Here is a 12,282-nt window from a genome sequence, read left to right as displayed (position 1 = left end):
TCTGCCCCGGGGTTCTGACGGGCAAATGCGGATAAACCGTGTGCAGGCTGTGCTGCGGAATCGGGCCCGGGGGGGGCCTTCGGATGACGCTGCGGCGACCGACCAGAGGTCTTAGGCGGCGTCCCGTGACAGGTGTCGACCCGCCCCTAATCCTTGGCACGGGCCTGCCGGAAACTCGTGCTCGCCGGCAGGATGCCTGGCGATCATACTCGGAGCTTTCCATTCCCAGGGAGCAACCACGATGCCCCGTAACCTAGCGATAGCTGGACTTTCGCTCATTCTCGCTGGCTGTGGCTCTTCGCCCAGAATTGAATCCTCGGCGAATGCCGACGCGACTCAAACAGCGAAGCTCACGGAGCTAGATGCCAGCCTCAAGCGGCTTACTGCGGAGCACGCCTCTACGCAGCGCGAGCTGAAGGGACAGAAGGCGGCGAACGAAGGGCTCCGAGCGTCGCTTGCTCGGCTCCAGTCGCAAAGAAAACCTGCCGCATCTCGGCCACAACCAAAGCCCCCACGCCTAACTCCCGGTATTGGAAGGGCGATGCACGACCTGCTGGAACGATGGGGTGATGAGAAGGACTTCACGACGACTTCGATCCAACACTTCCCCGATCGTGGCGACTCGATCAGCTACTCTGCCACTCACAAAAGCTGCAATTGCTCGCTCATCGTCGAAGGCCGGCCCTCGGACGTAGATGCAGTTCGGGTGCTAGTGACTCTTGGCGACGAAACTGATCTCTCATCGATGGCGGTCGCGATCGTGATCTTGCAAGACCTGCTGGGGATTCCCGACGACAAGCTAGGTGAATGGTTGTCGAACCACAGGGCTGCGAATACCCGCTCAGGAACATTCGAGCCCCTCGTGGTCGGCAATCTGAAACTCTCGGGCGTATCCGCGACCATGCCGAATCGAACGCTGATCGTTAGCGTCACTCGACGCGGCGGAGAATGATGTCTTTCGGAATGGCGGACGCCTTTCGATTCAGCTAACTCAGATTCGGTACTGCGTGGCTCTCGGGCTTCAGTTCGACTTCTCAACGCTATGGCGTCGCGAAACTACGGCTAAAGCGCGCAGCATCGGTTAAGCGTTCAGGCGCGTCGGCCCGGGCTCCAATCGTGGGAAGCAGTTGCATTACCGCATTCACGCCTAGAAACGGGATGATTCTGAAGGGACAGGGGCCCGGCGAGCAGATCCCGCCTTGACCATGCGAGGGGAGATTTGCAAGATTTGACGCAGAGAGTAGCGGGCTTGCAATCCGTGTTCGGTTGCTCGGCGTCTGAGGGTTCACCATCCCCCGACGCCGAGCCGCCGGCTCTCCTCGACCAAGATGGTGAATCTTATGGGCAACGCAAATAGCGGCCGGCCTCTACCTGTAGAAACAGTCCGCCGCATTCTCGTGCTCGTTCAAGACGGCTGGAACGCTACAGCCGTTGGGCGGGCCTTGGGCCTCGATCGTCGGACGGTGCGGCTCTATACGCAACGTGGGTTGTATCCAACTTCGAAGCAGCGGAAGCGGCGATGCCCAAGTTGCGGAGGGCAAACGACGCTGCCTTGCCGCGTTTGCGACGCTCGACTCAATCGGGGTCGCCTCCAAGCTGCAAGGGTGGAGCCATGAACTATCGAGTGCAAATCGAATTCGCCGCCATCGAGCAGGTCACTGAAGAAGACCTGCTGGAAGCTAGACTTTCGGCTTATGGTTCGGTCGAAACGCAGGAGGAACTCTTTGCTGATGCCTTCCATTGTGTCGGTTACCCACCGTCCTGGCTGGCTACTTCCGACGCAAACGGCCACCTGAAGTCATTCCAAAGGGCCAAGAGTGCGTATCGGCGTGAAATAGACCTTACCACATCGGCATTGAACGAGCACGTTCTTGGCGCAATTGAACTGGCTTGTGCAGGCTTACCACCTTTCGATGCTTTCGCGGACGGCCAGTATCTCAGTAGTTCCGCCCACGAGTTTGCAGCGGGCCACTCGTCTTGCGCCTTGTCTCTCATGCCCACCCTCCAACTCCGCGACCTCACGACAATCCAGCTACTGTCCCACCCAGAGTATCGGGCGGAAATAGAAGTGTGGAAGCAAGAGTGGAACACAATGGACCTAATTCGATTCGAGAAGCGGTTATCGCTGGAGATGGACTATACGCTCAAGTGGATTCGAGGGCGCCGTTCGCAAGCGGACCTCTTCTCCGGTGTGGGCCCGATGCCGCCGACAGTCAAAGTTGGCGGCGAGTCAGGATCCAAAGAGTTACCTGCCGCAAACCTGGACGGGGCCAAACTCACCAATCACGAGAAACATCCGGCGTCAGTTGCGTCGCTTCCCGAGGTCGATCCCGTTCAAGCCCGCGTCCAGATTGAAAAAGAGCTATCGCGTGCGGCCCCGACTGTTCTGCCTAATTCAATCGCGAATCGGTCTTTCAGCGAAGTTTCGCGATTGGTGAGCGACAGTGCGTCGCGAGATGTGGCAGAGGTCAAGGCAGGCGAACTAGCGTCGCTTGGGCTCGACGTGGTGGCTGCCGCCCTGCTCGTTCAGAGAAGGGCGAAACACCACCATCCCCAGACAGGTATCGATCCCATCGCAGACGATCTGACCGCACGCGGCGGAGTCTGTGGAGAATTGGTCGGCATCGCCGGTCGATTGCGGTCTGTGACCTCCGAACTTGATGCGCTGCTGCGCAAAAGGTCCGACCAGGCCGAAGCACTTGCTCGTGCCTCTGCAGGGCCGTGCACCCTGTTCGACTGCCACGGCGTCAGCTTCGTCAGCGCTTCGCTCGAACTGGGCAAGCTCTATTTGGAACGCGTGATCGACTACTCGCACTTGGGAAGCCCGGACTACGATCCCTTGCCCCGCAGCTACCTACCGGTTGCCGATTGGCAGGAACTAAACCCGCGACAATTGCAGACGATGCTCCCCGGTTTTCTTGTCGACATCGCAGAACGGCCGACGATTGATCTAGAGTACGCCCGGGTCGCGCTCTTGAAAGAAGCAACAGCGGCTAACAAACTCCTGGCGGCAACGCGGCCCGGCGGGACTCAAATTCGACACTCGGCGTTGATCGGTCCAGACGACGAAGCAGGTCAAGGCTCGCCTACCGACGACGGGTCGGCTTCCTCAACAGCCGATATCCCTGGCCGGACCAAACTCACCAATCGCGAGAAACATGCCGCGGCGTTGTTGACATTGCGAGACAACCCCGACCGGTCGGCCGCAGAGATTGCTCGAGAGGTCGGATTCTCGCCATCGACTTTGAGCCGCAATCGCACGTTCCAGGCCGCGGCGGCAATGGCACGCGGCGAAAAGAGGTCTCGTCGCCGAGGTTATCGAGGCCCCGCCGACGTGGTCGCTTACGACGAATCCGGCGATCCCAGAAAGATGGACTGGGACTGATCATAGCCGTTGCAAAAAGCAACGCAACGCAGAACGCAACTCCAACAGTCGGTTTGCCCTAGATTTCTAGGCAATTCCGCTCTCATCCACGCAACGGTCCCGCAACGCGGAGCTGACTTCATCGACCCATCGATGAGGCCAACTCCAAATGACGATACCTGCGACCGATCCTGACCGCGACAGAGCGGTACGCATAGTTGCGATTTTCTCCGCGCTGATCCACGCGTGGGAATCGGACAACTTTTCCGCGGCTGCTCGCGCGAAGGAAAATCTGTCCGAATTGGGTGTCAAAGTGACTCTGCCAAAGCGGATTAGGAAGCAGAAGCAGGTGGGCGAGCAATGACCGTCCAGCCTTTTACCGCTATGGCGACGGCCCTCGAAGAGCTGATTGCCGAGCTACGCGGCGTGGCCGAGCGCTCGCGAGCCTCGCTACTTGATGCCGACGACTTCGCAATCGAGCTGCGGTGCTCGACTCGCGAAATTCGACGCATGGATCAAGCCGGCCTCGTACCTAGACCCCTGCGGCTCGGGAGCAAGGTCCGTTGGCGTCGTGACGAGGTAGAGAACTGGCTCCGCGCCGGCGCACCTGCGCGGCCCGAATGGGAGACGCTCACCGCGCAAAAGTACGGGCGCCCCGGAGGGCGCCCGTAGACGATTCGACGAACGAGCTGGGGAGCTCACTGAGCGAGGAATCGATGCCTCATCATAGCAAGTCGCGGTGGCGCCGAGCAAACGGCTCGGACCAGTACATGCTCGCTTTTGACGCGAGTCGCGCCGAGCGATACGCGCTACTGGACGCTATCGATCATTCCCGCACCGGCCTGTCTCGCGTTCGCTGGCGGAATGTTCGCACCCTGCTCAAGGCGATCCACCGACTCGACTCGCGCGGCGACGGCTGCTTTGCGGGCATTGCTCGCATGACCGCGGAGACCGAGCTAAACCGAAACAGCCTGAACGTAGCCCGCCGCGATGCGGAACTCATGGGGCTGGTGAGGGTTCATCGGAGGGCCACTCGCAGCGGCCGAGGCCGCGACACGAATATTCTCCGAGTGGACTGGGCCGCGGTAGCTGGCATCGGTTTGCCGTCGTCAGAAGCACTGGGACCTGAATCACGAAACGCGCGACCTGAATCACGAAACGCGCGACCTGAATCACGAAACGTGATTCATAGTAAGGATGAGGTCCTTAGTTTAAGTTCAGAACAGAACCTTCCTCCCCCTACCCCCAGCGACCAGCCAGACGACTGGCCGAAGGTGGAGGAGGAACTTTTTCGCGTTGGCGTTGACGACGCCGCGGGCGCCATCGCCGCCGCACGGGCCGCTGGCGCCTCTCCTAGGTGCGTGCGTCGTCTCATTGCCGTTTGGAGCCTCCGACGCACTGAGTGGGCGCCTTACGATCATGTGAGGCTCTACCACCGTGTCCGCCGCGCCAAGCGTGACGATGACCCCGAATTGGGATGGCCCCCACCGTCGGCCGACTACCGCGATGCGCAGGCCCGCCAGGCGAGCGTAGTTCGACGCGCCGCCGAAGTGGATCGCATAGAGCGCCGGCGGGTCGAGAACAAAAGGCTTCGCGAAAAGAACGCCGCCGAGTGGCGGGAGAAGTCCACGAGTCTGGTGGACGAGCTACGCGCGGCGAAGGCCACTAGCGGCATTGAACAGGCGTGCGACACGCACCCCCCGTAGCACGCCGACCGGCGTGCTTTGCTTCCCCGCCCAACAATCCGAGGGATCACCCATGTCCGACTACTACTCGCCTGCTTCCGAAACTCTCCCGCTCTTCGAGGCGCCGCCGCCGCCCCGCAGCGCCAACAGCGCCGCAGCGGCGAAGGCGATCGTGCCGCGTGCCCGTTCGATCCGCGGGAGCATCCTGGCTCACGTCCGCGACTGCGGCGCCGCGGGGGCGACTGACCAAGAAATCTGCGCGGCCCTGGGCATCGACGGTTCGACCGTCCGTCCGGCTCGGCTTGCCTTGGTTCGTCGTGGCTTGCTGATCGACACCGGACGGGACCGCCTGACGAAGGCGCAAAACCTTGCCCGCATTCATGTCGCCGCTTCTGAGGCCGCTTCGCAGCCGAGCTGCGCGGCCGGCTCACCGTCGGCGGGGGCACACCCCCCGGAGCTTTCGCCGTCCACCACGGCGCCTTAGAGTGCGCCGAGATCAACCTTTGCCGCGCTCGCGGTGGTCGCCTCCTGGCAGGGGCGGCCCCGCGGTGCGGCTCCTGCCAGGGAGGTTTGTGATGGCTTCACTACAGAAGATCACCACGACGCACTACGTCGATGACCGAGGCCGCCGCGTGAAGCGCGGCACGCCCGGGGCCGTGGCCAAGAAGGTCCGCTCGCCGAAGTGGTACGGAGTCTACAAGAACGAGCATGGCGTCTACAAACGCAAAGCGCTGGCGAAGAACAAGGACGCCGCGCAGACGATGCTGAACGCGCTCGAGCTGAAGGCCGAGCGCCGCGCGAGCGGCCGCACCGATGAATTCGACGACCACCTGCAAACCCCCATCGGCGAGACGATGGCCGCGTTCCTCGACCACCTGCGCGCGAAGGGGAACACGCCGGACTACGTCGCGGAGTGCGGGCGCTACCTGCGGCGGGTCCGTGAGACGGGCCGGATGGCTTTCCTGCGGGACCTGACGGGGGACAGGGTCGAAGCGGCCCTCGACGCGCTACGCGCACAGAAAACGCCCACCACGCTCGCGCCAGAGAAGGTGGCCGAGCTGCTGAATCTGCTGGCAGAGGGGGAGCTGTCGAAGAACAAGATCGCCAAGCGGCTCTCGATCGACCCCGGGACCGTTGCCCGCTATGAGCGGCAGGGCCTTGCCTCCGAGGACACGCCAGCCAAGCCGACCTCGCGGGGCGTCCGCACGATGAACGCCCACCTGACGGCCATTAAGGGGTTCGCGAAGTGGTGCGTCTGCACGAAGCGGCTCCCGGCCGACCCCCTGGTCCACCTCAAGTCGCAGAACGATCGCACCGACCCGCGTCACGAGCGCCGTGCCCTTTCCCAGTATGAGGTTCGGCGGCTGATCGACGCTACGCAGAAGAGCGACAGCACGTTCCGCGGACTCGACGGTGCCGACCGGGCCGCGCTGTACGCCATGGCGATCGGCACCGGGTTCCGTGCGGGCGAGCTCGCCAGCCTCACGGAGCGGTCGCTGAGGCTCGACGGCGACGCGCCGGTCGCGGTCGTCGAAGCAGCGTACTCGAAGCGCCGCCGACGCGACGAGCAGCCCCTGCCGGCCTGGCTGGTCGCTCGGCTGCGGGCGTGGCGTGATGCGAAGCGGGCTGCAGAGCCTTCCGCGCTCGCGTTCAACGGCGGCGCTGCGAAGCTGTGGCCCGGCTCTTGGGGCGGCCGGTCCGCGGCGATGCTCCGAGCCGACCTCACAGCGGCGGGGATCGAGTACGAGGACCAGTACGGCCAGAAGTTCGACTTCCACGCATTGAGACACCAGTTCATCACGTCGCTCAGCGAGGCAGGGGTTCACCCGCGGAAGGCGCAGGGCCTCGCGAGGCACTCCACGATCGAGCTCACGATGAACCGCTACACGCACCTGCAATCGGCCGACCTGGCGAGCGCGGTCGAGACGGTCGCGGATCCAACAAGCGGGCCGCTCCCTCAGCAGGCGACCGGGACCGCCGACGCCCGGCCGGCGCCAGACGCAGGCCGCCGAGAGGGGGAAAATGTTTGCGCGCCGGTTGCGCGCAAACACGGTATTCGGGGTCCGCGCATGTCCCAAACTGGTAGTTTGGGCAAAATTAACCAGAAGGCGGCCGAGAGCTGTAAAGCCCTTACTGGCCAAGGACTTACGATAGCGGAGGGCAGGGGACTCGAACCCCCAACCCCTTACGGGGCGCCTGATTTCGAGTCAGGTTGCTAGCCAATTCGCTTACCCTCCGGACGGCGGCATCGCTTGCCAACCAATCGCCGGACGACGAATCCTAGCCGCACCGGCCGGTGATCTCAAGGCCGAGCGGCGGTAGGGCAGGGGAGCGGGCCACGCCTCAGACGGGCCGCACGATCGATTCAGGCCCTACATCTGGAGCTGCGGGGCGTCCGGTTGCTTCGGCTGATCCACTTTTGCGCGGCCGCGGGGTGATTCTCGACGGGCGCCAGCACTCGTGTCGATACCAGTTGTCTGGAGCTGGACCTGGCCGCGAGGTGGCCGTCCGACAACCTTCCCACCGTACCAATCAGGCGCCCCCCATCATGCAGCGCACCATCCGAATCGTCACTCGCGGCGCCAATGGCGAGATCCGCAGCAAGGACTACACGCACCAAGACTCGGTGCTGAAAATGCACACCCAGATCGGCATCGACGACTGCAGCACCGATCTGGGCCTGCGCGGGATGCCCGTTTACCGCGGGCTGATCGGTCCGATGCCCGAGGGAAAGGAAGTGGTCCGCTACGAGAGCCCCGAGGTGTTTGAGACGCTCACCAAGGAGTGGAGCGTGCCGGCGCCCAAGCGTCGCCGTCGCCGCGCGGCCGCGAGCTAGGCGACTACCTGCGGTACCGGTCGTCCGTGTCCGCGCGTAGGGCCGTGTTGGCCCGTGGAGGCACGGCTTTGACTTGTTGGCCTCCCGCGACCGGCGCCAGCGAGGTTCGCGCGGCTAGCTGCTGCTGAGGCTGTGGGGCCGGGGTAAAGGGCCTGGGGGCTCGGCTGGGCAGCGCGATGCCGCCGGACGGTAGGCTGCCGGTTGTGGCCACGGCGGCGGGGTGTGTCGAGGCTGGCCTAGCGGGGGCTTGGATGGTCGCCGTGCGGGCCTCCCAGCGGGTGACCGGTTCCCATTGGTGTTCCCAGGTCGGTTCGGCGAAGGGGTTCCACCAGTTCTCGTGCCGCGACACAAGTCGGTATTCGGTAACCGGCACCATCACCTGCTGCTGGTAGGCCTGGGCCTGCGGTTGAACCGCAACCGGCCGTCGTGTGACCTGATAGGTGACGCCCGCGGAGTCCTTCTCGTACGTGACGGTCGGCTGCTGCGCCACGGCCAGGGCCGCGGCCAAGGGGCACGCCAGCGACGCTGCAAGACGGAAACGCGATCGATGCATAGCGTTCGGCCCTCCTTGGCCAGAGCGATGCGGCTCTGCTGCCCCGCAACTAATTTCGGAGACGTTCTCCCGACGCAGGGCGCATCGCTAGGACAATCGACGCGGTTTGATCGGGATCGCCAGTTGGCGTCCGCGACGCGGTACGGCTGCTACGACCCTCAAGGTCGACGACTAGTTGCGGGGCGACGCCGACGCGATAGAACTAGGCAAGGCATTGAGCACCCCGGAGCCCTCGCGATGGCAGAGACGCTGTTCACGAAGATTATCGATCGCAAGATCCCGGCCGACATCGTCTACGAAGACGATGACTGCCTGGCCTTCCGCGACGTAGCGCCGCAGGCGCCGGTGCATGTGCTGGTGATCCCGAAGAAGCCGATCGCGTCGCTCGACGGGCTGGCCGATGAAGACCGCGGGCTTGCGGGTCACTTGATGCTCACCGCGGCTCGGATCGCTGGAGAGCTTGGGCTCTCCGAGGGCTACCGGGTCGTGGTGAACTGCGGCCGAGACGGCGGGCAATCGGTGGACCACTTACACCTCCACGTCTTGGGTGGGAGGTCGCTGACGTGGCCGCCGGGCTAGAGAAGTGAGCCTGGCCGTCCTCGGCCCGGAAGGGGCCGAGGACGGCGGCTTCGATCACTGACGCGTCGATCACTGACACGATGGGACGGGTGCGCCCCGCGTTACGCGTGGCACTTTGCTACGCGGGCTTCGCGCCGCGGGGGATGTCTTTGACGCGGACTACGTCCCACACCAGGCCGACTTTTTCCATGGCCAGGATCACCCAGTAGGTCATGTCGAACTCCCACCACTTGTGGCCTTGGGCGGCGACGCGTTGGTAGGCGTGGTGGTTGTTGTGCCACCCCTCGCCGAAGGCGAGCAGGCCGACCCACCAGAGGTTCTTGCTGTCGTCGCTGGTTTCGTAGTTGCGGTAGCCCCACAGATGGGTCGCGGAGTTGACGAACCAGGTGACGTGGAAGACGTAGACCATCCGCACGCCGAGGCCCCAGACGACCATCGACCAGCCGTTCCACGCGCCGCCCAGCCCGATCGCGGTGCCGAAGTAGCCGATGGCGAACAGCACGGCGCCGCAGGCGATGTGCGACGGCAAGAAGAGCCAGTGCAGCCACAGCATGACACGGTCTTTCATCAGGTCGGGGGCGTAGCGGTCGAGCAGTTCTTTGTGCCACTCGTTGCCGAGTTGGGGGATGAACCAAAACATGTGGCTCCACCACTTGCCATCGCGAGGGGAGTGCGGATCGCCTTCTTTGTCGCTGTAGGCGTGGTGCTTGCGGTGGTTGGCCACCCAACTGATGGCGGACCCTTCACCGGAAAGCCCGCCGAGGAACGCCAAGAGCCAGCGGACCGGCTTGAACGTCTTGAAGCTTCCGTGCGTTAGCAACCGGTGGTAACCCATGCAAACGCCCAGCGAACCGGTGGCGAGCGAGAGCACGACAAAGGCCACAAACCCCTGCCAACTAAAATAGAACGGGGCGAACAGCGCGATCACGTGCACCAACCCGATCCAACCAGCGATCGGCCAGTTGATGCCGCGTTTCCACATGCTCGGGGAATTGGCCGGCGGCATCGGCGTTTCCATCGCGGTACGGCGCTTGGGCGCCTCGACCGACTTGACCGCGCTGCCGGGGGGGTCGAGCAGTGCGGAATCGGATTCGTGCAACTCGGACATCAGGAGGGGACTCCGGAAGCGGATGGGTTGGGCCAGCCGGAAATAGGCAGGAACCGATAGCGGGACGCTTCTACTACGTGGTCCAGCAAGTTTTGGTTGCCCCGGCCGAAGGAGAATTTTTGAGACGGCCTCTCAAAACGCGCGGCCGACCTACTGAACATAGGCGTAACAGGGGCGGACGCCTAGGCCAGAGTAGCGCCGCGTTTGCTCGGCGCTGGGCTCTGACCGCACACCAGCTTCATCATCCAACTGTCAAAATCCGCCAACATCATCGTGTTTACGGGCCCGTCGTCCGGGTACTGGCGGATGTCCAGGGTGCAGCCAGCGGAATGGAGCAGCCTGAGATCGTGGCTCACCTCCCCTGCGCCATAACGCGGGCTGTCGCGATTGACCGCGAGCAGCATCGGGAGGGAGCGAACGGACTTGAGCTGTCCGAAGGGGCGCCCCCCACGGGGCAAACCGGCGTCGAACGACGCGACCCCGGCGTAGGCGGTCGGACGCCCGAGAGCGATCCGCAACGCCATGGCGCCCCCGGGTCCTACTCCCGCCAGGAAGACCCGGTCGGGGTGAACGTTGAACCGCTCGCCGGCCGATTCGATGGCAAGATCGACGCGGGCCCCGGTCTCCGCGATCGCGTCCCGCGTCTGGCCCCAGGGCCGGTCTCGGTCGGAGTCGCCCACGGCGACCGCCACGTAGTTGCGGGTGCTAACGTGCGGCATCAAGCGAGAGAGGTCTCTCTCGCTCCCTTTTTGATCGTGCAGCCACACGATCAATGGGTAGGCGTAGCGCCGTTCGTAGTGCATCGGGGCGAAGTAGGCGAGCCGCTCTGGCGGCGCGTCGTCTCTCGCCGGATCGAACCAGGCGCCGAGTTGAGGCTGCGGTGCGTTTTGAAGCGTAGACAGAACAGCCGACTCGTTTCTCATCATGGCGGGCGGGTCCAGAGGGGATTCGAACTGAGCCGACGGCTGCACGAGCGTGACGCGAGCGGACTGTAGCCGACCGGGAATCTGCGTGTCAACGCGATCCCGGGGCTGGCCCACGGTGCTAGCAAGCGCCGGGCGGCGAACGACCAGGGCAGGGCGGTTTACTAGACCAACTTCGCCATGGTCGCCACGAGTTCCTTCACGGCGTCGACGCTCTTGGTAAAGGCGGCGCGTTCCGTGTCGGTCAACTCGAGTTCGATAATCTTCTCCACTCCCCCCGAACCAAGCACAACGGGCACGCCGACGTAGTAGCCGCCGACGCCGTACTGCTTGTCACAGTAGGCCGCACAGGGGATGAGCCGCTTCTTGTCGCGGACGATCGCCTCGACCATCTGGGCGGTGGCCGCCGCGGGGGCGTAATAGGCGCTGCCGGTCTTGAGAAGGCTCACGATCTCGGCACCCCCCTTGGCGGTGCGATCGACGATCTCCGCCAGCCGCTCCGGCTTGACGAGGGACGTTACGGGGATGCCCCCCACCGAGGTGCAACTGGGCATGGGGACCATGGTGTCGCCGTGGCCCCCCATCAGCAGCGCCGAGACGTCCTCGACGCTCACGCCCAATTCCATCGCCAGGAACGTGCGGTAACGGGCTGTGTCGAGCACGCCGGCCTGGCCGATGACGCGAGCCGGCGGGAATCCGGTGACCTTCTGGGCCTGTTGCACCATCGCGTCGAGCGGGTTGGACACGACGATCACGATCGCGTCCGGGCTGGTCCGCTTCACCTGTTCGCACACCGCGGTCATGATCTTGGCGTTGGTCGCCAGCAGATCGTCGCGGCTCATCCCGGGCTTGCGGGGGATGCCGGCGGTGATCACCACCACGTCGCTGCACTTGGAGTCGGCATAGTCGTTGGTGCCGGTTACCTTGGAGTCAAATCCGAAGATCGGCGAGGCCTGCATCAAGTCGAGGGCCTTGCCACGGGGCATGTCGCCGGCCTCGGGGATATCTAGCAGCACGATGTCGCCCAGCTCCGCCGCGGCGCACCAGTGGGCCGTGGTGGCGCCGACGTTGCCGGCGCCGACGATCGTGATTTTGGCTCGCTTCATCTCAACAAGTCTCCCAGTGCATCGTTGTGCTACGTCCAAGGTAGGCAGTATCCCTCTGGCTTGAGATAGCCGCAAGTGGGGCCACGGCGTGGCCTAGAGGGCCCGACTGGCAATAAAAAAGGCCCACT

The 12,282-nt window shown here is 64.0% G+C and carries 12 protein-coding genes, 1 tRNA gene and 1 pseudogene; 8 read left to right on the top strand and 6 right to left on the bottom strand.

Annotated features, from left to right (window positions below):
• Positions 1-541 precede the first annotated feature (541 nt).
• The 5 genes from Pla175_RS08700 (at position 542) to Pla175_RS08685 (ending at position 5,533) form a co-directional block, all read left to right on the top strand.
• Positions 542-952, top strand: coding sequence for a hypothetical protein (locus tag Pla175_RS08700; protein WP_145283235.1), 411 nt, complete (start codon positions 542-544; stop codon positions 950-952).
• A gap of 660 nt (positions 953-1,612) precedes the next feature.
• Entirely contained in the window at positions 1,613-3,385 is a 1,773-nt protein-coding gene (locus Pla175_RS08695; RefSeq protein WP_145283233.1) for a hypothetical protein, read from the top strand.
• 363 nt (positions 3,386-3,748) lie between these two features.
• Positions 3,749-4,036 (top strand): helix-turn-helix transcriptional regulator, encoded by a 288-nt coding sequence (locus Pla175_RS08690; RefSeq protein ID WP_145283231.1) that lies wholly within the window; start codon positions 3,749-3,751, stop codon positions 4,034-4,036.
• 509 nt (positions 4,037-4,545) lie between these two features.
• Positions 4,546-5,070, top strand: coding sequence for a hypothetical protein (locus Pla175_RS25895; protein WP_197527353.1), 525 nt, complete (start codon positions 4,546-4,548; stop codon positions 5,068-5,070).
• Between the two features lie 52 nt (positions 5,071-5,122).
• Positions 5,123-5,533 (top strand): hypothetical protein, encoded by a 411-nt coding sequence (locus Pla175_RS08685; protein ID WP_145283228.1) that lies wholly within the window; start codon positions 5,123-5,125, stop codon positions 5,531-5,533.
• A gap of 100 nt (positions 5,534-5,633) precedes the next feature.
• Here Pla175_RS08685 and Pla175_RS26460 read toward each other — a convergent pair whose 3' ends face one another.
• Positions 5,634-5,924, bottom strand: coding sequence for a hypothetical protein (locus tag Pla175_RS26460; protein WP_231954278.1), 291 nt, complete (start codon positions 5,922-5,924; stop codon positions 5,634-5,636).
• Between Pla175_RS26460 and Pla175_RS27020 the strand changes: the two are divergent.
• A pseudogene (locus Pla175_RS27020) lies at positions 5,811-6,935 on the top strand (tyrosine-type recombinase/integrase); the annotation flags it as partial. The gene Pla175_RS26460 and the pseudogene Pla175_RS27020 sit on opposite strands and share 114 nt — an antisense overlap.
• A gap of 268 nt (positions 6,936-7,203) precedes the next feature.
• Here Pla175_RS27020 and Pla175_RS08675 read toward each other — a convergent pair.
• Positions 7,204-7,286, bottom strand: a tRNA-Ser gene (locus Pla175_RS08675).
• Positions 7,287-7,597: 311 nt separating this feature from the next.
• Here Pla175_RS08675 and Pla175_RS08670 point away from each other — a divergent pair.
• Entirely contained in the window at positions 7,598-7,885 is a 288-nt protein-coding gene (locus Pla175_RS08670) for a hypothetical protein (protein WP_145283226.1), read from the top strand.
• A gap of 4 nt (positions 7,886-7,889) precedes the next feature.
• Here the strand turns inward: Pla175_RS08670 and Pla175_RS08665 are convergent, their stop codons facing one another.
• Positions 7,890-8,438, bottom strand: a complete 549-nt coding sequence (locus Pla175_RS08665; RefSeq protein ID WP_145283223.1) for a hypothetical protein — start codon at positions 8,436-8,438, stop codon at positions 7,890-7,892.
• A gap of 237 nt (positions 8,439-8,675) precedes the next feature.
• On the opposite strand from Pla175_RS08665, the gene Pla175_RS08660 reads away from it, so the two are divergent.
• A complete protein-coding gene (locus Pla175_RS08660) occupies positions 8,676-9,017 on the top strand; it encodes a histidine triad nucleotide-binding protein (protein WP_145283221.1) in 342 nt (113 codons plus the stop codon).
• Between the two features lie 118 nt (positions 9,018-9,135).
• On the opposite strand, the gene Pla175_RS08655 is transcribed toward Pla175_RS08660, so the two are convergent.
• The 3 genes from Pla175_RS08655 to mdh all read right to left on the bottom strand — a co-directional run bounded on the left by Pla175_RS08655 (position 9,136) and on the right by mdh (position 12,154).
• Positions 9,136-10,125: an acyl-CoA desaturase gene (locus tag Pla175_RS08655; RefSeq protein WP_145283219.1), complete on the bottom strand. Its 990-nt coding sequence runs from the start codon at positions 10,123-10,125 to the stop codon at positions 9,136-9,138.
• A gap of 182 nt (positions 10,126-10,307) precedes the next feature.
• On the bottom strand, positions 10,308-11,051 hold the full coding sequence (locus Pla175_RS08650; RefSeq protein WP_145283217.1) for an alpha/beta hydrolase: 744 nt from the start codon (positions 11,049-11,051) through the stop codon (positions 10,308-10,310).
• A 161-nt stretch (positions 11,052-11,212) separates the two neighbouring features.
• A complete protein-coding gene (gene mdh, locus Pla175_RS08645; RefSeq protein WP_145283215.1) occupies positions 11,213-12,154 on the bottom strand; it encodes a malate dehydrogenase in 942 nt (313 codons plus the stop codon).
• Positions 12,155-12,282 lie beyond the last annotated feature (128 nt).

The organism is Pirellulimonas nuda (assembly GCF_007750855.1).
In the GTDB taxonomy this organism is placed as follows: domain Bacteria; phylum Planctomycetota; class Planctomycetia; order Pirellulales; family Lacipirellulaceae; genus Pirellulimonas; species Pirellulimonas nuda.
The sequence above is the reverse complement of the archived record's forward strand: the minus strand, read 5'-3'. Positions and strand labels throughout refer to the sequence as shown.

Excerpts from the sequence above, each read along its gene's own strand:
- Pla175_RS08650 (WP_145283217.1), bottom strand. The coding sequence starts at position 11,051 with ATGATGAGAAACGAGTCGGCTGTTCTGTCTACGCTTCAAAACGCACCG.
- Pla175_RS08685 (WP_145283228.1), top strand. The coding sequence starts at position 5,123 with ATGTCCGACTACTACTCGCCTGCTTCCGAAACTCTCCCGCTCTTCGAG.
- Pla175_RS08670 (WP_145283226.1), top strand. The coding sequence starts at position 7,598 with ATGCAGCGCACCATCCGAATCGTCACTCGCGGCGCCAATGGCGAGATC.
- Pla175_RS08655 (WP_145283219.1), bottom strand. The coding sequence starts at position 10,125 with ATGTCCGAGTTGCACGAATCCGATTCCGCACTGCTCGACCCCCCCGGC.
- Pla175_RS08695 (WP_145283233.1), top strand. The coding sequence starts at position 1,613 with ATGAACTATCGAGTGCAAATCGAATTCGCCGCCATCGAGCAGGTCACT.
- Pla175_RS08690 (WP_145283231.1), top strand. The coding sequence starts at position 3,749 with ATGGCGACGGCCCTCGAAGAGCTGATTGCCGAGCTACGCGGCGTGGCC.
- Pla175_RS08665 (WP_145283223.1), bottom strand. The coding sequence starts at position 8,438 with ATGCATCGATCGCGTTTCCGTCTTGCAGCGTCGCTGGCGTGCCCCTTG.
- Pla175_RS08660 (WP_145283221.1), top strand. The coding sequence starts at position 8,676 with ATGGCAGAGACGCTGTTCACGAAGATTATCGATCGCAAGATCCCGGCC.
- mdh (WP_145283215.1), bottom strand. The coding sequence starts at position 12,154 with ATGAAGCGAGCCAAAATCACGATCGTCGGCGCCGGCAACGTCGGCGCC.
- Pla175_RS08700 (WP_145283235.1), top strand. The coding sequence starts at position 542 with ATGCACGACCTGCTGGAACGATGGGGTGATGAGAAGGACTTCACGACG.